The organism is Micromonospora craniellae (assembly GCF_014764405.1).
Lineage (GTDB): Bacteria > Actinomycetota > Actinomycetes > Mycobacteriales > Micromonosporaceae > Micromonospora > Micromonospora craniellae.
In genome coordinates this window covers 6,399,532-6,419,765 of record NZ_CP061725.1, presented here as the reverse complement: position 1 = coordinate 6,419,765, position 20,234 = coordinate 6,399,532, and the positions used below count along the sequence as shown (strand labels likewise).

General features: G+C 72.8%; 21 protein-coding genes and 1 pseudogene. 16 read left to right on the top strand and 6 right to left on the bottom strand.

All coding sequences use genetic code 11. From position 1 onward, the window contains the following. Positions 1-4 precede the first annotated feature (4 nt). From ID554_RS29250 to ID554_RS29225, 5 genes and pseudogenes are all read left to right on the top strand, one after another. Positions 5-619 (top strand): Na+/H+ antiporter subunit E, encoded by a 615-nt coding sequence (locus tag ID554_RS29250; protein ID WP_117227751.1) that lies wholly within the window; start codon positions 5-7, stop codon positions 617-619. Next, the gene (locus tag ID554_RS29245; RefSeq protein ID WP_117227696.1) at positions 616-879 is read left to right on the top strand and encodes a monovalent cation/H+ antiporter complex subunit F; all 264 of its coding nucleotides are present in this window, start codon (positions 616-618) and stop codon (positions 877-879) included. The genes ID554_RS29250 and ID554_RS29245 overlap by 4 nt, the downstream gene beginning before the upstream one ends. Further along, the gene (gene mnhG, locus ID554_RS29240; protein ID WP_117227695.1) at positions 876-1,253 is read left to right on the top strand and encodes a monovalent cation/H(+) antiporter subunit G; all 378 of its coding nucleotides are present in this window, start codon (positions 876-878) and stop codon (positions 1,251-1,253) included. Before ID554_RS29245 ends, mnhG begins: the two co-directional genes overlap by 4 nt. Before the next feature lie 550 nt (positions 1,254-1,803). Then, a pseudogene (locus tag ID554_RS32610) lies at positions 1,804-2,010 on the top strand (RtcB family protein); the annotation flags it as partial. Between the two features lie 110 nt (positions 2,011-2,120). Then, on the top strand, positions 2,121-3,092 hold the full coding sequence (locus ID554_RS29225) for an ion transporter (RefSeq protein WP_117227694.1): 972 nt from the start codon (positions 2,121-2,123) through the stop codon (positions 3,090-3,092). A 37-nt stretch (positions 3,093-3,129) separates the two neighbouring features. Here ID554_RS29225 and ID554_RS29220 read toward each other — a convergent pair whose 3' ends face one another. Both ID554_RS29220 and ID554_RS29215 read right to left on the bottom strand, forming a co-directional pair. Further along, positions 3,130-3,894 (bottom strand): ABC transporter permease, encoded by a 765-nt coding sequence (locus ID554_RS29220; protein ID WP_117227693.1) that lies wholly within the window; start codon positions 3,892-3,894, stop codon positions 3,130-3,132. Next, complete coding sequence (locus ID554_RS29215) at positions 3,891-4,634, bottom strand: ABC transporter ATP-binding protein (RefSeq protein WP_117227692.1); 744 nt, start codon at positions 4,632-4,634, stop codon at positions 3,891-3,893. Before ID554_RS29215 ends, ID554_RS29220 begins: the two co-directional genes overlap by 4 nt. A gap of 110 nt (positions 4,635-4,744) precedes the next feature. Here ID554_RS29215 and ID554_RS29210 point away from each other — a divergent pair, with 110 nt between their 5' ends. The 4 genes from ID554_RS29210 (at position 4,745) to ID554_RS29195 (ending at position 8,769) form a co-directional block, all read left to right on the top strand. Further along, the gene (locus ID554_RS29210; RefSeq protein ID WP_117227691.1) at positions 4,745-5,848 is read left to right on the top strand and encodes a sensor histidine kinase; all 1,104 of its coding nucleotides are present in this window, start codon (positions 4,745-4,747) and stop codon (positions 5,846-5,848) included. Further along, complete coding sequence (locus ID554_RS29205; RefSeq protein WP_117227690.1) at positions 5,845-6,489, top strand: response regulator; 645 nt, start codon at positions 5,845-5,847, stop codon at positions 6,487-6,489. The genes ID554_RS29210 and ID554_RS29205 overlap by 4 nt, the downstream gene beginning before the upstream one ends. Positions 6,490-6,793: 304 nt before the next feature. Then, the gene (locus tag ID554_RS29200; RefSeq protein ID WP_117227689.1) at positions 6,794-7,591 is read left to right on the top strand and encodes a S1 family peptidase; all 798 of its coding nucleotides are present in this window, start codon (positions 6,794-6,796) and stop codon (positions 7,589-7,591) included. Positions 7,592-7,740: 149 nt separating this feature from the next. Continuing rightward, entirely contained in the window at positions 7,741-8,769 is a 1,029-nt protein-coding gene (locus ID554_RS29195) for a TRM11 family SAM-dependent methyltransferase (RefSeq protein ID WP_223884327.1), read from the top strand. A gap of 50 nt (positions 8,770-8,819) precedes the next feature. Here the strand turns inward: ID554_RS29195 and ID554_RS29190 are convergent, their stop codons facing one another. Continuing rightward, positions 8,820-10,586 carry a sulfatase-like hydrolase/transferase gene (locus ID554_RS29190; RefSeq protein WP_117227687.1) on the bottom strand — a complete coding sequence of 589 codons (1,767 nt, stop codon included), beginning with the start codon at positions 10,584-10,586 and terminating at the stop codon, positions 8,820-8,822. 14 nt (positions 10,587-10,600) lie between these two features. Then, complete coding sequence (locus ID554_RS29185) at positions 10,601-11,404, bottom strand: CDP-alcohol phosphatidyltransferase family protein (protein WP_117227686.1); 804 nt, start codon at positions 11,402-11,404, stop codon at positions 10,601-10,603. Between the two features lie 93 nt (positions 11,405-11,497). On the opposite strand from ID554_RS29185, the gene ID554_RS29180 reads away from it, so the two are divergent. The 7 genes from ID554_RS29180 to ID554_RS29150 all read left to right on the top strand — a co-directional run bounded on the left by ID554_RS29180 (position 11,498) and on the right by ID554_RS29150 (position 17,250). Next, positions 11,498-12,478 carry a zinc-dependent alcohol dehydrogenase gene (locus ID554_RS29180; protein ID WP_117227685.1) on the top strand — a complete coding sequence of 327 codons (981 nt, stop codon included), beginning with the start codon at positions 11,498-11,500 and terminating at the stop codon, positions 12,476-12,478. 3 nt (positions 12,479-12,481) lie between these two features. Then, a complete protein-coding gene (locus tag ID554_RS29175; RefSeq protein WP_117227684.1) occupies positions 12,482-12,895 on the top strand; it encodes a 6-pyruvoyl trahydropterin synthase family protein in 414 nt (137 codons plus the stop codon). 40 nt (positions 12,896-12,935) lie between these two features. Then, positions 12,936-13,985, top strand: coding sequence for a glycosyltransferase family 4 protein (locus tag ID554_RS29170; protein WP_117227750.1), 1,050 nt, complete (start codon positions 12,936-12,938; stop codon positions 13,983-13,985). Between the two features lie 25 nt (positions 13,986-14,010). Next, positions 14,011-14,832 carry a class I SAM-dependent methyltransferase gene (locus ID554_RS29165; protein WP_117227683.1) on the top strand — a complete coding sequence of 274 codons (822 nt, stop codon included), beginning with the start codon at positions 14,011-14,013 and terminating at the stop codon, positions 14,830-14,832. Between the two features lie 86 nt (positions 14,833-14,918). After that, a complete protein-coding gene (locus ID554_RS29160) occupies positions 14,919-15,857 on the top strand; it encodes a lysylphosphatidylglycerol synthase transmembrane domain-containing protein (RefSeq protein ID WP_223884719.1) in 939 nt (312 codons plus the stop codon). A gap of 11 nt (positions 15,858-15,868) precedes the next feature. Further along, entirely contained in the window at positions 15,869-16,501 is a 633-nt protein-coding gene (locus ID554_RS29155) for a GTP cyclohydrolase II (RefSeq protein WP_117227681.1), read from the top strand. Further along, complete coding sequence (locus tag ID554_RS29150; protein WP_117227680.1) at positions 16,498-17,250, top strand: RibD family protein; 753 nt, start codon at positions 16,498-16,500, stop codon at positions 17,248-17,250. Before ID554_RS29155 ends, ID554_RS29150 begins: the two co-directional genes overlap by 4 nt. A 130-nt stretch (positions 17,251-17,380) precedes the next feature. Here ID554_RS29150 and ID554_RS29145 read toward each other — a convergent pair whose 3' ends face one another. Further along, positions 17,381-17,926, bottom strand: coding sequence for a GNAT family N-acetyltransferase (locus ID554_RS29145; protein ID WP_117227679.1), 546 nt, complete (start codon positions 17,924-17,926; stop codon positions 17,381-17,383). Next, positions 17,919-19,994, bottom strand: coding sequence for a penicillin acylase family protein (locus ID554_RS29140; RefSeq protein ID WP_117227678.1), 2,076 nt, complete (start codon positions 19,992-19,994; stop codon positions 17,919-17,921). Before ID554_RS29140 ends, ID554_RS29145 begins: the two co-directional genes overlap by 8 nt. Positions 19,995-20,234 lie beyond the last annotated feature (240 nt).

Here is a 20,234-nt window from a genome sequence, read left to right as displayed (position 1 = left end):
CCAGATGACCCCAGCCCCGCCGACCGACCCGCCGAACCCACCACTGACCCGGGCGGCGCGATGGCGTAACCGTGTCGTCGCGGTGACCGTGCTGGTCGCCGTATGGGTGCTCCTCTGGGGCCACTTCACCGTAGCCAACATCATCAGCGGACTGGTGGTGGCCGCGATCCTCATCGCGGTCTTCCCGCTGCCGCCGGTGACCTTCGCCGGTCGGCTCCACCCGGTGGGGATGCTGCGCTTCTGGGTGCGTTTCCTCAGCGACCTGGTGGTCGCCTCCGCCCAGATCGCCTGGCTGGCGTTCCGGCCCGGCCACGTCCCGCGCAGCGCCATCATCGCGGTGCCGCTCCGGGTGAACACGGACCTCAACCTCACCCTCACCGCCGAGGCGTTGTCGCTGGTGCCGGGGAGCCTGATCCTGGAGGCCGACCGAGACACCGGCACCCTGTTCGTCCACGTGATCAACGTGGGCAGCCTGGATGGGGTGGAGCGGTTCCGGCGCGACGTGTTGGCGCTGGAGGCCCGCATCATCGAGGCCATCGGCTCCGCCGACGAGCTGCGCCGCGTCCGCGCCAATCCCGATCCGACCCCACCGGCCGACCTGGAAGGGGCAGCGACATGACCGCCGTCGCCGTGACCGTCACCGTGTTGCTCGCGGTGGCGGGCGGACTCACCCTGGCCCGCATCATCCGGGGCCCGTCGATCCTCGACCGGGCCGTGGCCACCGACGTCCTGCTGGCCATCATCGTCACCGCGATCGCCGCCGAGGCCGCCTACAGCCGGGACGCCACCGCCCTGCCGGTGCTGGTGGTCCTCGCGGTCCTCGGCTTCGTGGGGTCGGTCAGCGTCGCCCGATTCGCCGCGCGGAGAAACACCAAATGAGTCTGGACGCCATCCTCGACATCGTCGCCGCCGTCTGCCTGATCAGCGGCGCGCTGCTCAGCCTCGCCGCCGGGGTGGCGCTGGTGCGCTTCCCCGACCTGCTCACCCGGATGCACGCCGCGGCCAAGCCGCAGGTCCTCGGGCTGCTGCTGGTGCTGGTCGGCTGCGCGTTGCGGCTGCGTACCGGGGTGGACATCACCACCCTGGTGCTGGTCGGCGTCTTCCAGTTGGCCACCGCGCCGGTGGCGGCGCACATGGTCGGCCGGGCCGCGTACCCGCACGACGACATCCGGACCGATCTGCTGCTCACCGACGAACTCGCCGCCCACCTGGACCGGGTCGGCGGCGACCAGGGCGAGGGCGCCCGCGTCTGAGCGCCGCCCAATATCGTTTGCGGCCCACCGGCGGCCGTCCCTACTCTTCTCGGCATCAGGTCACATCGGACCGGAGCCGAGAGGAGTACGCCGTGTCGACAGACGCCAGACCGCAGGCCGGTTGGTCGACCTGGGGCGAACCCTGTCGGCCCGGGGACCCGGCGGCGCTGACCAGCGCCCGCCGCCTCCCGCCTCGGCGATCGGAGCGCCGCAGCTAGCGCGCCCGCCCGTTCTTCGAGGCCGCCCACCCGTCACGGGTCGGGGCGGCTTCGTCCTACCTACCTGGTCTCCTCTCGTCGCACCGGTGCCGGACCGCACCGGTCGCGCACCCCTGCCCGGCGTCGCCCGAGGCAGGGCCGTGCCGGGCGATGAGCACCACACACTTCGGGGGTACGTCATGGGATTCAGCCTGCTCGCGGGAACGCGGGCGCCGGTACGGGTCTGGACCGACCCGTACGGCATCGAGCCGCAGGCCGCGAGGCAGTTGCGCAACATCGGTGCTTTGCCGTGGGTGCAAGGTGTCGCGGTGATGCCGGACGTGCACCACGGCAAGGGCGCGATCCGGGCGGGACGTGGCGACCTGGGCATCATCCCCGGGTCGATGGGCACCGGTTCGTTCATCGTGCGGGGCACGGGCAACGACTGGGGGTACTGCTCGGCCTCGCACGGCGCGGGACGGCGGATGTCCCGGACACCGGCGAAGCGGACGTTCAGCAAGGACATGGCGGCCGATTCCACCGCCATGCGGCCGTGCCGGGCGGCGCGCCGTGGTGACCAGGCACTCGTCCTATGTGGCCGGTCCGGCCGTCCGGCCTGTCCCGGGATGTCATAGGCTGCCGTCCGGTCGTGAGCCGGTCGAGGAGTAGCATGACGCGCACTGTCCGTGGTCCGTTGTATCGGCTCGCCGTACGCGGCCAGGCCGTCGTCGGTGCGCCCTGGTTCAACCTGGCCAGCTTCGCCGTGGTCATCGTCAACGCGGTGGCGTTGGGCCTGGAGACGTACGGGCACGTCGTGGCGACCGTGGGCACCGGGCTGCGGGCCGTCGAGTACGTCTGCCTCTCGCTGTTCGTGCTGGAACTGCTGGTACGGTTCGGGGCCCACGCGCCGGCCCCCGGCGGCTTCTTCCGGGACCGGTGGAACGTGTTCGACCTGGTGATCGTGGCTGCGCCGCTGCTGCCCGGCGTGCGGGAGAACGTGACCCTGCTCCGGCTGCTGCGGCTGGCCCGGATCGTGCGCGCGTTCCGGCTCTTCCCGAGCCTGCGCGTGATACTGGTCGGCATCCGGCGCAGCCTGCCCGGTCTGGCCAGTTTCCTGCTGGTCACCGCGCTGCTGCTGTACGGGTACGCGATGCTCGGATGGATGCTGTTCGGCACCGCCTACCCGGAGGAGTACGGCACGGTCGGGCAGGCCATGCTCACGCTGTTCCTGCTGCTGTCGCTGGACGGCATCACCGACACGCTCCAGGCGGGCCGCGACGTCACCGAGTGGGCGGTGCTCTACTACGTCTCCTACATGGTGGCCGCCTGCTACCTGCTCACCAATCTGCTGGTCGGACTGGTGCTGACCGCGTTGCAGGAGGCGCACCAGGACGAGCAGGTCGCCGCGCAGCGGGCCGGTCGGCCGACCGGCGGTCACGCCGAGGACGAGCCGTCGGTGCGGGAGCAGTTGGCCCGCGTACAGGCGATCATCACCGACCTGGAACGGCGGCTGCCGGACCGTGTCCCGGCCGGTCCGCCGGCCGTGCGGGCCGACGCCGCGCCGGAGGTCGGCACGCTCGTCCTGCCGCCGGCACCACCGCAGCGGCGGGCCCGGACGAGGGCCCGCCGCAAACGGCGGTGACGTCAGCCGCCCGCAGCGCCGCGAGCGGCGATGCCGGTCACTCCCAGCGGAACAGCAGGCCCGCGATCGTCGCGCCGAGCACGACCGTCACGCCCAGGCCGAGCAGTTGACCGACTCCGACCGGCGTGCCCTCCCAGGCGGCGCCGAGGGCTTCGACGGTGGCGCCGAACGGCAGCCAGCGACCGATGTCGGCGAGCGGGCCCGGCAGCGAGTCCGGTCCGCCGAACATCCCGCCGAGGGCACCGAGGAGGAAGAACGCGACCAGGCCGATGGCGACGGCGGAGTTCGGGGTGGGCGCGACCGCCGCGACGATCATGCCGGCGCTGTACATGGCGGCAATCGCCAGGGCCGTCACGCCGAGCGCCGCGCCGACGTCGACCGGGGCGTTCGCGCCGAACACCAGGAAGGCGAGCGCGACGGCGGCGGCGATGCCGACGACCGCCTGGAGCAGGCTGACGATCACCTGCGCGGCCAGCACCATGGCCGGTGAGGCGGGCGTCACGCCGAGCCGGCGCAGGATGCCGGAGCGCCGGTAGTAGGCCAGGAAGCTCGGCATGTTGATGATGCCGATGAGCGCGATGACCATGGTGAGCACGAGCGGGAGGACGAACAGGTCCAGCGCGGTCAGCCCACCCGAGACTTCCTGCTCGTTCGCCGAACCGGCGCTGGTCAGCATGATCAGCAGGGGAAGGCACAGCGGGACGACCAGCCCGGGGGTGTCCCGCATGACCATCTTCGCCTCGCAGCGGATCAACGTCAGCAGCGAGCGCATCCCCGGTCGGTGGGCGACGATGGTGGTCATGCGGCTTCCTCCAGGTCGAGTTCCTTGCCGGTGAGCGCGACGAACGCGTCGTCCAGGTTGGCGGTGCCGGTCTGCTCGACCAGGCCCGCAGGGGTGCCCAGCGCGATGACGCGGCCGGCGTCGAGGACGGCGACCCGGTCACACAGCCGCTCCACCTCCTCCATGGCGTGGCTGACCAGCAGCACGCTCACCCCCTCGGAGCGGAGCTGCTCGATCGTCGCCCACATGCGGCGGCGGGCCTTCGGGTCCAGGCCGGTGGTCAGCTCGTCGAGGATCACCACGCGCGGGCGTCCGGCCAGCGCGAGAGCGATCGAGAGCCGCTGCTGCTGGCCGCCGGAGAGCTTGTCGAACGACGCCTTCCGCTGTCCGGCCAGGTCGACCATGTCCAGCAACTCGTCGGTCGGGCGAGGGTCGGGATAGAAGCTGCGGTACAGGTCGACCAGTTCGGTGACCCGCAGCGCGCCGTGCAGGTGCGCGTGCTGGAGCTGCACACCGAGCACCTGCCGCACGCGCCGCCGGTCGGCCCGGGGATCGAGGCCGAGCACGCGTACCCGCCCCCGTTCGGGTACGCGTAGCCCGGCGATCATCTCGACCGCCGTGGTCTTCCCGGCGCCGTTGGTGCCGAGGACGCCGACCGCCTCCCCGACGTCGACCCGGAGGCTCACATCGGCCACCGCCCGGGTCGATCCGTAACTCTTGGCGAGGTTCTCGGCGAGGATCGCCGGTTCGGCATTGGTCATGCCTCGACGCTACGGACGCCCCGGCCTGGTCACCTGTCCCAGAAGTCACCTCCTGGGGGCATGACTTTCGGCACGGGTACGCCCGGCGCGGGCCGACCTAGAGTGGGAGCGTGCGACGCGTCGGAACGGAGGAGTGGTCCGCCATCGCCCTGCTCGTGGTGGCGATCGCCGTCGCTGCGCCCGTCCTGTTCGGGGCCGTCGACACCGATGTCCCCCGGCTCCTGTGGATCGCGCTGTTCGTCCTCCACCTCGCCGCGCTGCTCACCGCTGTCGCCGTCGAGCGGGCCGGTCCGCTGTGTAACAGGGCGTTCGCCGTGGCCGTGCTGGCGTCCTGGGCGGTGGTTCTCGCGTTGCCGAACGCGGGGCTGCTGCCGGTGCTGCTGGTGTTCACCGCAGCGGTAAGCGTGTACCTGGTGCCACTGCGGGTGGGGCTGGCCATCGTCGCCCTCAACACCGTGGTGATCGCCGTGAGTCTGCCGGCGGCCGCGTTCCGGTCGCCGGAGGCCGTCGTGGTGATCGGCTTCTACCTGCTCATCCAGTTGGCCAGCATGCTCAGTTCGACCACCCTGGTGCGTGAGCAGCGGATGCGCCGCGAGTTGGCCGAGGCGCACGTGGAGTTGCAGGCCGCGAGCGTGCTGCTGTCCGAGTCCGCCCGGACGGCCGAACGCCTGCGGATCTCGCGGGAGCTGCACGACCAGATCGGTCACCAGTTGACCGTCCTGACGCTGGAGCTGGAGACGGCCCGGCACCTCGACGGCGAGGCGTCGCGTACCCACGTGGAGCGGGCCAACCGGGTCGCCCGCGAGCTGCTCGGCGACGTACGCACCACGGTCGGGCGGCTGCGCACCGAGCCGCCCGACCTGGAGCGAGCGTTACGGCGGATGGCGCGCGACCTGCCGGGACTCGACGTGTCGGTGGACGTCTCGCCGGCCGTACGGGTGGACGAGGAGGAGAGCGCGGCGTTCGTGCGGGCCACCCAGGAGATCGTCACGAACACCATCCGGCACGCCGGGGCGCGGGAGTTGTGGATCTCGGTGACCGCCGACACCCGCGGCACCGTGCTGGAGGCCCGCGACGACGGACGCGGTGCGCCGAACCTGGTGCTCGGCAACGGACTACGGGGGCTGCGCGAACGCTTCCAGGCACTCGGTGGCGACCTGGCCGTCGACGGGCGGACCGGGTTCCGGGTGACCGCACGGGTGCCGGCCGCATGACCCGGGTGGTGGTCGTCGACGACCAGACGCTCATCCGGCAGGGCATCCGGGGGCTGCTGGAGGTCGCCGACATCGACGTGGTCGGCGAGGCCGACGACGGTCGGGCCGCGCTGGCGGTCGTCGCCGAGACCACGCCGGACGTGATCCTGCTCGACCTGCGGATGCCCCGCTTCGACGGCATCTGGACGCTCGAACGGCTCCGCGCCGCCGACGTCGATATCCCGGTGCTGGTGCTGACCACGTTCGACGACGACGAACTGGTGCTGGCGGCTCTCCGCGCGGGCGCCCGCGGCTATCTGCTCAAGGACGTGACGCTGGACCAGCTCACCCGGGCCATTCGGACGCTCGCCGACGGCGGGACGCTGATCGCCCCGTCGATCACCGACCGGATGCTGCGGGCGATCCGCTCCGGGCCGTCACCGGTCGGGCCGCCCGGGGGGCACGTGCCCGGCCTCACCGAACGCGAGCAGGAGGTGCTGCGGCTCGTCGCACAGGGCTACAGCAACCGGGAGATCGCCGAGGTGCTGTTCCTGGCGGAGGGGACCGTGAAGAACCACATCTCCACCATCCTCACCAAGCTCGGCGCGCGGGACCGGACGAACGCGGTGCTGCGCGCCCTGCACGAGGGCATCCTCGACTGAGAGGTCACCGGGTCGCGGCCAGGCACCCGCGCCAGGCGGTGCGGACCAGTGTGGCCAGGGTCCTTCTGATCCTCATCGTCGTCTCCTCTCCGTCCACCCGGCACCGCATGGGGCGCGGGCGTGACCTCGCGTCCACGGTCGTGACGATGTGCCACCGCGCCTTCGCTCTTACGTAACACCCGAGTAACAGCTCTCGGGCGGTATGACGCTTTCGTGATGACATCGCACGGTGGATGGCCACTAGCATTCACGAGTATCGATTGCGGCGTATCGGCGCGCCGCGCAGTCCGCAGGGGAGTGCCTGATGATCCGACGACAACTGCTGCGTGCGGCCACCGTCGCGCTGGCGGCGGTGCTGGCGGCGACCGGTGTGCAGGTGGCCACCGCCGGTGCCTCCGCCGCCCGACCCGCCGACCACGACGCCGGCCCGGCCGGCGAACTCCGGACCGAGGACACGGACTTCGGCACCTTCGTGGTCGGTGGTCGGCCGGCCACCGAGAACTACCCGTGGCTGGTCTACACCTCCGGCTGCACCGCCACCCTGATCAAGGCCAACTGGGTGGTCACCGCCAAGCACTGCCCGACCCCGTCGTCGGTGCGGGTGGGCAGCGTCAACCGCAGCAGCGGTGGCGTCGTGGTCGGCGTGAGCCGGGCCGTCAACCACCCCACCATCGACGTCAAGCTGTTCCAGCTCGCCAGCTCGGTCAGCTACGCACCGGCCCGGATCCCGACCACCTCCGGCGCCGTCGGCACCGCCACCCGCATCATCGGCTGGGGCCAGACCTGCGCACCCCGTGGCTGCGGCCCCGCGCCAGTGGTGGCGAACGAGTTGGACACCTCGATCGTGGCCGACAGCCGGTGCAGCGGCATCAACGGTCCGTACGAGATCTGCACCAACAACACCAACGGCAACGCCGGCGCCTGCTACGGCGACTCGGGTGGCCCGCAGGTGCGCCGGGTCAACGGCGTGTGGCAGGTGATCGGCGCGACCAGCCGGGCCGGCAACAACAGTTCCACCTGCGCCACTGCCCCCTCCATCTACGGTGACCTCCCCTCCATCCGCTCCTGGATCAACACCCAGGTCGGCGGCCTCCCCGTCTGACGAGTCCCGTGATCATGGAGTTGTGGTGCCCGGAAGGCCGCGAGGTGCGGCGTCCGTGGTACCACAACTCCATGATCGCGTAGGGGGACCCGGGGCGGCGCCGGCTGGGCGGGGGCGTGGGATAGTGCCTGGTTGTGGAGCGGTATGGGGTGTTGATCCTGCCTTCGAGTAACCGGGTGTACTCGGGGGCGGCGGTGGAGTTGACGCGGGCCGAGTTGGAGATCTTCGGCGGCAGCGTGCTCGGTGGACGGCTCGGGGCGGTGGAGACGGTCGCCGTGGGCGGGGTCCCGTACGTCACGTTCGAGGTCAAGGGCGGGCTGAGCGAGCGGGACGTCGCGCTGCTGGGTAACCTGTCCAGTGCGTACGCGTTCTTCGCGTTCGTCGGGGACCTGCTGCGCCCGGTGCCGTCGAGTCGGCTGGACCGCTTCGACGACGACCTGGTCACCATCCAGAAGTACCCGGGAAAGACCAACGAGCAGTTCACCAAGCTGCTGCTCAACGTCACTCTGCTCGCCTCGGCCTGGGCCGACGACCTGCTCACCCGGCGGTTCCGGGTGCTCGACCCGCTCTGCGGCCGAGGTACAGGCGTCAACCAGGCGATGATGTACGGCTTCGACGCCGCCGGCCTGGACCGCGACAGCAAGGACTTCGAGGCTTACCAGACGTTCCTCAGCACCTGGCTCAAGCGCAAGCGGGTCAAGCACCGGGTGCTGGAGTCCGGTCCGGTACGCCGGGAACGCAAGGTGGTCGGCCGGCGGCTGCGGGTGGAGGTGGCCGCCTCGAAGGAGGCGCAGAAGGCCGGCGACGTGCAGACCGTGGACGTGGTCAACGCCGACACCACCCGGGTCGGCGAGTTCTTCCGCCCGGAGACTGTCGACGTGGTGGTGGCCGACGCCCCGTACGGCGTGCAGCATGGCAGCCGTACCGCCGAGACCGGGCTGGCCCGCGACCCGCTCGCGCTGCTCACCGCCGCCGTGCCGGGCTGGGCGCGGCTGCTGCGCCCCGGCGGTGCCCTCGGCATCTCCTGGAACACCAACGTGGCCCGGCGGGAGGCCGCCGCCGAGCGGCTGGCCGCAGCCGGCCTCGACGTGCTCGACGAGGGCCCCTGGCGGGCGCTGTCCCACCGGGTCGACCAGGCGATCGTCCGCGACGTCCTGGTCGCCCGCAAACCCGGCTGAGTCGCGCTCCCGCCCCGGTCGTCAGCGGCCGGTGCGGGAACGCGGGCAGGTCAGCGGCCCTGCGCCTGGGCGCGGGAGTTGCCGGGGCCGAAGGCGGTCAGGAACCGGTCGCGGAAGGTGTCCATCCGCCAGACCGGGGCATCGGCGCCTGAGGTCAGGCCCTCCTGCCAGTTCCAGTCCTCGATCTGCGCGAACACCGCCGGGTCCTTGGCCACGATGTGGATCGGCACGTCGGGGCTGGGGTTCTCCCCGGTCACCACCGGCGCCGGCTGGTGGTCGCCGACGATGACCATCACCGTGTCGTCGGTGCCGTACCGCTCCAGGTAGGAGATGAGGGTACGCAGCGTGTAGTTGATCGAGTGCCGGTAACCGGTGCGGGCCTGCGCGGCCGGGGTGCCGATGATGCCCCGTTGGAACACCTCGCCGTCGTCGATGTCGTCCCAGTCCACCACCGACGGCACCTTGGTCCAGGGGGAGTGGCTGGAGACCAGCGCCAACTCGGCCATCACCGGGCGGTCCCGGGGGGCGGCCAACTCCCGCTGGTGGAACGTGTGGATGGCGAACTGGTCGGGCATCGGGGCGAAGGCGAACCTCGGGCCCTGGTAGCCGAGGTCCGGCCCGCCGTAGAACTGCTCGTACCCGTAGAACGCTCCCTCCGGCCAGGCCTGGTTGACCGCCGGCATCACCCCGACCGTACGCCACTGCGCGCGCTGGAACGCGTCACCCAGGGTGAACCGGTCGGTGGCGAGCAGGTTGCGGTGTCGCTGGTTGTTGTCGATCCAGAGCCCGGAGAGCAGGGTGGCGTGCGCCAGCCAGCTCGCCCCGCCGATGGTCGGCGAGGTGAGGAAGCCGCTGCGGGAGGTGAAGCCGGCCGCCGACAGGCGCTCGGCTCCCTCGTCGAGCACCCGCTGGATCGAGGCGAACTCGGGGTCGGCGACCGCGTCCCGGCCGTAGCTCTCCACGAAGGTGAGCAGCACGTCCTTGCCGCGCAACCCGGTCAGCAACTGGTCGCCGGGCACGTCGCGGAACGGGTCCACGTTGATCTCGTTGGTGAACGCCCTCCGGTCGTGCAGCCGGGCGTGCACCTCGACTGCGTGGTCCTGGACCAGGGTGGTCGCGTTGGTGTCGGCCACGTACACGCCCGGCACGATCCGGGCCCCGAAGGCGGCGAGGACCACCCAGACCACCACCAGCGACGCGACGGCCCGGGTGGTACCGGTGCGGTTGCGGGCCAGCACCCCGGACAGCCGGACCGTGGACAGCGCGGTCAGCACGGGGATGCCCAGCAGCAGCAGTCCGACCCCGGCGGCGATCGCGATGGCACCCGGCCGACCGATCGACTCGGCCACGAACGCGAACGCCGGGCCGAGCAGCGACCAGTCCAGCACCAGGTCGAAGGGGCGACCCAGCGACGAATAGAAGCCCAGGTCACCGACCTTCACCATGGCGACGAGACCGAGCAGCACACCGGAGACGGCGGCCACGATCCGGCGGGGGCGGCCGGGCAGCGCCAGCAGCAGTGCGGCCAGCAGCAGCGCCTCCAGCGGGAGCCGCAGGAACGTGCCCGGCTCCAGTTGCCACGGCCGGTTGGGCAGCGTCAGCGTTGCCAGCACCAGCGCGGCGGCCAGCACGGTCACCACCCGGGCCAGCACCGCCCGCCGCCGGCTGGGCGCCGCTGCCGGCCCGTCGACCGGTTCGGGGTCGGCGGTGGCCTGCGGTTCGTTCGGGGCCGCTGGTGTGTGGTCCGATCGCTCGGCTGGCTCGATGGTGCGGGCCTGGTCGGTGCCCGGCGTGGGGGCCGGGTCGGAGATCGACAACTGCTTCTCCCGGGTCAGCGCAGCGACAGGACGGGCGCGGGTGGCATGTCGCGGTCCTCGATCCGATCGACCCGGCGGGCGACGACCGGCGCCGGCAGGACCACCACCGCGGGCACGATCCGAGGCGCGCGTCGCCGCCACAGCCACCCGACGTCCCGCCCGAACGACTCGACCAGCATGCCGAGCGCCGCGACCAGCACGAGGATGGTCAACGGCCCCGGCAGCACCTGGGACGCGGCGACCGCGAGCATGATCCCCTGGACCGCGGCGACCACCTTACGCCAGTACCGGTGCGGCAGTTGCCGGTCCATCCAGGGCAGTGCCCAGCTCGCGGCCAGGAAGGCGTACCGCATCAGGCCGATGGCGAGCACCCAGACCCCGACCGACGGGGCGACGTAGAAGCTCAGCATCAGCACCAGGAACGAGTCGACCTCCATGTCGAACCGGGCGCCGAGCGCGCTGACCGTGCGGGTGCGTCGGGCCACCTTGCCGTCGACGGCGTCCAGTGCCAGCGCCACCACGGTCATCGTGACCAGCACCAGCATCGGCGCCGGGCGGCCGGCGATCAGCGCGTCGGCGATCAGCGCGGTCACGCCGCCGACCAGCAGCCCCCGGCCCATGGTCACCCAGTCGGCCGGTCCGAGCCGGTCCGAACCGGATCGCCGCAGGCCGCGTACGAGAACCACGCAGGTCACTGCGCCGTACGTCAGCCCGGCCACCCAGCCGACGGCCCCGAGACCGACGGTCGCGGCGAGCCCCGCCAGCAAGACGATCTGAACGATCAGCCCGATTTGTGGACCGGTTCGAACTGTGGACACCGTGCCTCCGTGTTTATGATCGACGACCCTGTCAGAGATGTACGGAAAACATCACGGATCGGTTCGGTCCGGACCTAGGCAAAGGAGAACTCGGTGACCCGAACGGCTCGCGCCTTCTGGCTCAGGGTGCCAGGCCAGGGTGAGATCCGCTCGGTGACGCTGCCGGCGCCGGGCCCCGAGGAGGTGCTGGTCCGGGCCCTTTTCTCGGGTGTGAGCCGGGGCACCGAGACGCTCGTCTACACCGGCGCGGTACCCGACAGTCAGTACGCCACCATGCGCGCTCCGTTCCAGGAGGGCGACTTCCCGGCCCCGGTCAAGTACGGCTACCTGAGCGTCGGGACGGTGGAGCAGGGGCCGGAGCGACTGCGCGGGCGGACGGTGTTCTGCCTGCACCCGCACCAGAGCGCGTACGTGGTGCCGGCTGACGCGGTGACCGTCGTACCGGAGGACGTGCCGGCGGCCCGCGCGGTGCTGGCCGGCACGGTGGAGACCGCGGCCAACGCGCTGTGGGACGCGCCTCCGCTGGTCGGCGACAAGGTCACCGTCATCGGCGGTGGCATGGTCGGTTGCGCGGTGACCGCCCTGCTGGCCCGCTTCCCCGGAGTGCGGGTGGAACTGGTCGACACCGATCCGACCCGGGCCGAGGTGGCCGCCGCGCTCGGCGTGGACTTCGCCATGCCGGAGACCGCCACCGGGGGACGCGACCTCGTGGTGCACGCCAGCGCCACCGCCGCCGGACTGCAACGCGGCCTGGACCTGCTCGCACCCGAGGGCACCGTGCTCGAACTGAGCTGGTACGGCGACCGCCAGGTGCAGCTCTCCCTCGGCGGCGCGTTCCACTCGGGACGACTCACCGTCCGCAGCAGCCAGGTCGGCACGGTCGCCCCCGCCCGGCGCGGCAGTCGCAGCTACGCCGACCGGATGGCCCTGGCGCTCGACCTGCTCGCCGACCCGGCGTTCGACACGTTGATCACCGGGCGGTCACCGTTCGCGGAACTGCCCGATGTCCTGCACCGCCTGAGTACGGGCAGCCTGCCCGCGCTCTGTCACCTCATCACCTACGACGGGGAGTGATCCGTGTTCAGCGTGACCGTCCGGGACCACATCATGGTCGCCCACAGTTTCCGGGGTGAGGTCTTCGGCCCCGCCCAGCGGCTGCACGGCGCGACGTTCGTGGTCGACGCCACCTTCCGCCGGCCCGATCTCGACGCCGACGGCATCGTGGTCGACATCGGACTGGCCACCGACCAGCTCAAGGCCGTGCTCGGCGAGCTGAACTACCGCAACCTCGACGACGAGCCCGCCTTCGCGGGCACGAACACCACCACCGAGGTGCTGGCCAGGACCATCGCCGACCGGCTCGCCGACCGGGTGGCCGCCGGTGCCCTCGGCCCGGGCGCGCACGGTCTGACCGGGATCGTCGTCACCCTGCACGAGTCGCACGTGGCGTGGGCCGCCTACGAGCGGTCACTGCCCGGCGGCGCCGCCTGACGTGCCCGCCCCGCACGTGATCGCGCCGGGCGACACTCACGTGCCGACCGTGCACGTGGTCCTGCCCGGCGACATCGACGACCCGGCAGCACCCAGCGGCGGCAACGGCTACGACCGGCGGATCTGCGCTGGTCTGGCCGCCGCCGGCTGGTCGGTCCGCGAGTACGCCGTGCCCGGGGGCTGGCCGCAGCCGTCCCCGGCCGAGCACGCCGCGCTGGCCGAGGTGCTGGCCGGGCTGCCCGATGGTGCGCCGGTGCTCGTCGACGGCCTCGTCGCCTCGGTGGTCCCGGACGCTCTCACGGCACACGCCGGGCGGCTGCGCCTGGTCCCGCTGGTGCACCTGCCCCGCGACGACGACGCCGAGGCCCGGGCGCTGGCGGCGGCCACCGCCGTCGTCGCCACCAGCGCCTGGACGCGCGACCGGCTGCTGCACCGGTACGCGTTGCCCGCCGACCGGGTGCACGTGGCCGCGCCCGGGGCCGACCCGGCCCCATCCGCACCCGGCTCGCCGGGCGGCTCGGCGCTGCTCTGCGTCGCGGCCGTCGCCGCGCACAAGGGCCACGACGTGCTGGTCGAGGCCCTCACGGCGGTCGCCGACCAGAACTGGACGCTGACCTGCGCCGGACCGCTGCACCGGGACCCGCCCTTCGTCGACCGGCTGCGGGCGCGGCTCGCCGCACACCGTCTCGCCGACCGGGTACGGCTCACCGGCCCGCTCACCGGCGACCGGCTCGCCGCCGCCTATCACGCCGCCGACCTGCTGGTCCACCCGTCTCGGGGCGAGACGTACGGGATGGTGGTCACCGAAGCGCTGGCCCGAGGCGTGCCGGTGCTCGCCTCGGCCGTCGGTGGGCTGCCCGACGCCCTCGGCCACGCCCCCGACGGCGTACGGCCGGGCCTGCTGGTGCCGTCCGAGGACCCGCAGGCGCTGGCCGAGGCACTGCGGCACTGGCTGGACGACGCGCGTCTGCGGGCGCGTCTGCGCGAGGCCGCCCTGCGTCGCCGGGACACCCTTGACGACTGGACGACCACCACCACCCGGATCACCACCGCCCTCAAGGAGGCATTGGCGTCATGCGTCAGCGAGTGAATCAGCATCGGTGCAGGGTGGTGGCATGAGCATCACACTTCCGCCGGACTTCGCGCAGTGGCTCTCGCTGCGCGAACCCGCCGACGTGGCGGCCCGCTCGACGGAGTTGGTCGACGCGGTCCGGGCCACGTTGACCGACGGCCCGTTCGTCGTGCACGACCTCGGCGCCGGCACCGGATCGCTGGGCCGCTGGCTGGCCCCGCTGCTGCCCGGCCCCCAGCACTGGGTGCTCCACGACCAGGATCCGGACCTGCTGGCCCGGGCCTGCGCCGGGATGCCCACGACCGCCGCCGACGGCAGCGCGGTGACGGTACGTGCCCAGGCGGGGGACCTGACCCGGCTGACCGCCGCCGACCTGGCCGGCGTCACCCTGGTCACCGCGTCGGCGCTGCTCGACATGCTGACCGCAGAGGAAATCGACCATATCGTGGCGGCCTGCGTCGGGGCCGGTACCCGGACGCTGTTCCTGATCTCGGTGACCGGCGGGGTGCGGCTGACCCCGTCCGACCCGCTGGACGACGAGGTCGCAGCGGCGTTCAACGCCCATCAGCGGCGGGCCGTCGAGGGTCGGAGGTTGCTCGGCCCGGACGCCGTCGAGGCGTGCACCGCCGCCTTCGCCCGGCACGGGGTGCCGGTACGGGTGCAGCCCAGCCCGTGGCGACTCGGGCCGGAGCAGGCCGACCTGGCCGAGCAGTGGCTCACCGGCTGGCTGGGCGCCGCCCGCGAGCAGCGTCCCGAGCTGACCGACCGCACCGCCGAGTACGAGCGTCGGCGGCGGGAAGAGGCTGGAACCGGTCGTCTCGGGGTACAGGTCGATCACGTTGACCTGCTTGCGCTGTGCCATTGAACCGCTGGCCGGCCGGCTACGTGCGTACAGTCAGGGAAGATCGCCATGCCGGGGAGGCACGCGTGGGGGATGAAGCTGGTGGCGCCGTGTCCACGGCCGCCCCGGCGGGTCGGTCGTTCTGGGGTTGGGCGCGACTGGCGCTGGGGCTCGCCGTGCTCGTCGGGCTGCTGTGCTGGCTGGGAACGGGACCGTTCCTGGCCGGGCTGCGGCTGATCGACGCACCCGCGTTGGGTGCCGCGCTGGCCATCGGCCTGTTCACCACGGTCTGTGTCGCCTGGCGGTGGAGCCTGGTCGCCGGTGGTCTCGGCGTCGGGCTGCCGCTGCGCGAGGCGGTCGCGCACTGCTACCGGGCGGTGTTCCTGAACGCCACCCTGCCCGGCGGGATCCTCGGCGACGTGCACCGGGCGGTACGCCACGGCCGCGACGTCGGTGACGTGGGACGCGGCATCCGGGCGGTGGTCTGGGAGCGCGTCGCCGGTCAGGTGGTGTTGGTCGCGGTCGCGGTGGTGCTGCTGTTCGTGTTCCCCTCCCCGGTGCGGCCGTACCTGCCGGTGGCGACCGCGGTGACGGTCGCGGTGCTGGCCGGCGTGGTGCTGACGGCCCGGGTGCTGCCGCGCTCGGGTGCCACCCGGATCACCCGCGCGATCGGTACGGCCGTCTCCGACGTGCGCCACGGCCTGCTGGGCCGGCGCACCTGGTTGGGTGTGCTGCTCGCCTCCGCGCTCGCGGTCGGCGGACACCTGGCGACGTTTCTGGTGGCGGCGCGGACGGCGGGCTCCACCGCGCCGCTGACCCTGCTGCTGCCGCTGACCCTGCTTGCCCTGCTCGCGATGGCGGTACCGGCCAACGTCGCCGGTTTCGGCCCGCGCGAGGGGGTGGCCGCGTGGGCGTTCGCCGCCGCCGGCCTGACCGCCGCCGAGGGGGTGGCTGCCGCGACCGTGTACGGAGCTCTCGTGCTCGTCGCGAGCCTGCCCGGGGCGGCCGTGCTGCTGGCTCGACGTGTTCGTGTACCCGCCACCGTATGACGAGGAGACCCATGTCCGACTCACTGCCTCTCGCCACCATCCGGACGCAGGTCACCGTGCCGCTGCGGTTCCCCGACGGCTACGCCACCACCGCTCGGCTGTTCACTTTCGACGGCCTGGTCGACGGTCGGGAACATCTCGCGTTCGCGCTCGGCGACGCCGAGCAGGGTGGGGCAGTGCCGCTGGTCCGCCCGCACAGCGAGTGCCTCACCGGTGACGTCTTCGGCAGCCAGCGTTGCGACTGCGGCCCCCAGTTGCGGGAGGCGGTGCAACGGATCGCCGAGATCGGTGGGTACCTGCTCTACCTGCGGCAGGAGGGCCGGGGCATCGGCCTGTACGCCAAGCTCGACGCGTACGCGTTGCAGGACGGCGGGCTGGACACCTACGAGGCCAACGTGGCGCTGGGGCACTCCGAGGACGAGCGCGACTACACGGCGGCCGCGCAGATGCTCGCCGCGCTCGGCGTCGGGCCGATCGCGGTGCTCAGCAACAACCCGGAGAAGACCGAGCAGTTGGGGCGCCTCGGGGTGACGGTCACCGAGCAGGTGCCCACCGGTGTCTTCCTCTCCCCGGCCAACGCCGACTACCTCGCGGCCAAGGCCAGCCGCGCCGCCCGTACCGTCGATCTTCCCTTCGTCCGGTGACCGGCCCGGCGACGGCGCAGCGCCCGTACGTGCTGCTCAGCTGCGCGACCTCGATCGACGGCTACATCGACGACGCCACCGAGGAGCGGCTCCTGCTCTCCAACGACGCGGACCTCGACCGCGTCGACGCGGTCCGTGCCGACTGTGACGCGATCCTGGTCGGCGCCGGTACGGTCCGCCGGGACGATCCCCGGTTGCTGGTCCGCTGTGACCGGCGCCGGGCCGAGCGGGTGGCCCGTGGCCTGCCGGAGTCCCCGACCCGGGTGACCCTGACCGGCTGCGGCGACCTGGACCCGACCGCCCGGTTCTTCACCGTCGGCGACACCGACCGGATCGTCTACAGTGCCAGCGGCGCGTTGGAGAAGACCCGGCACCGCCTCGGTGACCTGGCCACTGTCGTCGACGCCGGTGACCCGGTCGACCTGTCGCGGGCCCTGGCCGACCTCGCCGACCGGGGGATACAGCGGCTCCTGGTGGAGGGCGGCGCGGTGGTGCACGGCCAGTTCCTCGCCGCCGGGCTCGCCGACGAACTGCACCTGGTGGTGGCGCCGTTCTTCGTGGGGGACCGGCGGGCACCCCGGTTCGTCGGCGACGGCCGGTTCCCCTGGCACCCGGGGCGGCGGGCCCGGGTGATGGAAGCACGCCAGATCGGGGACGTGGTGCTCACCCGCTACGCCCTGTCGGAGCGCTGCCAGCGTGGTGATCGTTCCCTGATCTGCCGCCCAGGTTCACGGGGCGCGAATTCATGACACGTTCCGCCGGCCGCCTGGCGCGAGCGTGTGGTCGAGTTGTCGTGGAGGCGTCCGGCTCCGTCACCAGCCGTCGCCGGGCCGGGCCGGTGAGCCTTGAGCACATGCACACATCTGCCCGTCGCCCGGATCAGGTGGGGCGGTCGAGGAACATCAGGCGGGCCTGCTTGTGCGGCAGGTCGATCAGTGGGCCCTCGACGAAACCGGCCCGCCGCAGCCGGGCGATCGCCTTGTCGTTGCGGGCGTCCGGCTCCATGATCAGCCGCCGCCGGGTGGGGTCGGTGAAGACGAACGCGACGAACTCGGCGAGCAGGGCGCCGGTGAAGCCCCGCTCGGGGCGTACCGGTGTGCCGATCAGCAGGTGGCCGCCGTAGTCGCCGGGGCGTACCGGGTAGCACTCGCCGACCGGGTCGTGTTCCGGCTGGTAGCCCTGGAACAGCGCCACCGGCTCCCCGTCGCGCAGGGTCAGGTACGCGTGGTGGGTGGGCAGCGAGTCGACGTACCGGTAGACCTCCACGACCCGGTCCCGGTCGGCGTCGCGCATCCCCCAGAAGCGGGCCCGGTCCTGGCTGACCCAGCCGTGGATCACGTCCGCGTCGGCCTCCGGGTCGACCGGCCGGAAGGTGATCGTGCCGAAACCGGGGACGTGCCGCTGGTGGTGGTGCGGATCAGTCATCGTGCTCCTCGGTGAGGTGGTCCCAGTCGCAGGTCACCTCGACCAGCTCGCCCCGCAGCCAGAGCGGGAGCTGGTCGTCGCGGTGCGGGCCGGCACCGGTGGCGCCGAGCGGCACCACCCACCGGCTGTCCTCGCGCCGGGCCAGGTCCCACACGTAGCGGGCGGTCGGCCCGCGCAGGCACAGGTCGGTGACCCCGGGCACGCTGGAGGTGGCCAGCACACAGTCGCTGTCGCCGTGCAGCTCCGGCCCGGGCGGGGCGGCCGGGTCGGGCAGCGCCTGCCAGGGCAGGAGGCGGTGCCGTTCGCCCCACCGGCGGGTGTCGCCGGTCGCGGCGACCTCCTCGGCCGCCGCCCGCACCAGCGCGTCCCGGTCCACGCCGGGCAGGTCGGCGTGCAGCAGTGGGGCCACCGCGTACCCGACCCGGGGCACCAGCGCCAGCCAGGGCTGGAACACCTCGGGGTGGGCGGGCGGCTCGGCCAGCACGGCCAGCGTCGGGTGGGCGGCGAGCCGCCGCGCCACCGCCGCGCGCAGGTCGGCGAAAGCCGCCGCGTCGACGCTGTCGGCCGCCATCCGGCGGTCCCAGGCCAGCAGGCGGGTCCGCAGCGCGTCGGCGTCGGCGCTCAGCCCGTCCAGGCCGGCGAGCACGGTGAGCAGCGGCTCGGCCGCGCCCAGGTGGGTGTCGGCGTGTACGGCGGCCATCTGCGCCGCGCGCCAGCCGGTGCCGGCGGTGAGCAGCGCGCGGATCCGGTCGGCGCGGTACGGCGGGGCGAACTCCACCCCGAGTTCGGCGGAGATGCCGCGCTCGTTGGCCATCACCGCGATCCCGTCGACCGGGGACTCCGGGGTGTCGTGCCAGCCCTGCCAGGTGTGCTCCGCCGACCAGCCGGGCACCACCCGCAGCCCGTTGTCCGGGTGCCGTCGCGGCACCCGGCCGGCGACCCGGTGCAGCAGCCCACCGGCGGTGTCGGCGGCGAGCACCACGTTGACCGGCTCGACCCAACCGTCCAGGGCGGCGTCCAGGTCGTCGACGGTACGGGCGCGCAGCAGCGCGGGCAGCACGGCGAAGCCGAGGTCACCGGCGACCCGGGCCGGTTGACGCAGGCTGACGGTCAGCTCCGGGTCGTCGTCGGGGCCGCCGGAGACCACCGGCCCCCGCTCGGTCTCGATCACCTCGACCTCGACCGGGTCGGCGCCGGCCACCTCGATGGTCTCGACCTGCTGGTACGCCGGCCGCCACCCGTCCGGCCCGTACGCCTCGACCGCGTCGCCCCGGCGGCGCAGCCGCTCGGCGTACAGGTCCTGGTAGTCGGACATCGCGTTGGTGATGGCCCAGGCCACCGCACCGGCGTGCCCGAAGTGCGGCAGGCCCGGCACGCCGGGCACGGCGAACCCCAGCACGTCGTACTCCGGGCAGGCCAGGCGGATCTGCTGGTAGATGCCGGGCGCCTCGATGAACCGGTGCGGGTCGCCGGCGATCAGGGGCGCGCCGGTGGCGGTGCGGTCCCCGGTGACCAGCCAGCCGTTGCTGCCGGAGGTCACCTGCCCGTCGACGGCGAACAGGCCGGCCGCCGCCGCACCGAGCCGCCGCGCCACGTGTTCGCGCCAGAGCTTGGTGGGCAGCCCGGCGAAGAGCACGTGGTGGCCGAGCCAGACGGCCAGCGGTGTCCACGGCTGCCAGGTGCCGGGGGACAGGCCGGTGGCGGCGAACTCGGGGGCCCGCGCCGCGCCTGCGGCGAGACCGCTGTTGACGCCGTCGACGTAGCGGCCCACCCACTCGGCGGTCGCCGGGTCGAGCGCCGCGTAGCAGCGCTGCGCGGTGTCGGCGAGCCGGACCTGCCGCGCGAACCGGTCCCAGGCCAGCGCGTCCAGCCCGAGGAAGGCGGCGCTGGCGCCCTGCGAGCGGTGTCGTTCCACCTCGATCTGCCAGGCCCGGTCCAGCGCGGTGACCAGGCCCTGCGCGTATGCCAGTGAGCCCGGGTCGTCGGCGCGCAGGTGCGGGATGCCGTGGCGGTCCCGGTAGCGCCGTCCACTGTGTGCGGATGATCCGGCAGCCGTCCGCTCGTTCACGGTGTAACCGTACCGGTACGCAGCGGGCCGGCGGGGGCCGGCGGTGGGGGACCGGTTCGCGACTCGCCGGCAGTCGGGCGGGTGCCGGCCGACGATGACCGAAGCTGCCGGGCGGGGCGGCGGTTCGCCGTCTCGTGGGGTGGTGACTCGATAACGGACAGTGCGAGCTCCAGTGTGGCGCGAAACGCGGATCGGGACTTGACAGGGGGTTAAGTTAGGTTAGCCTAACCGCGTTGTCCA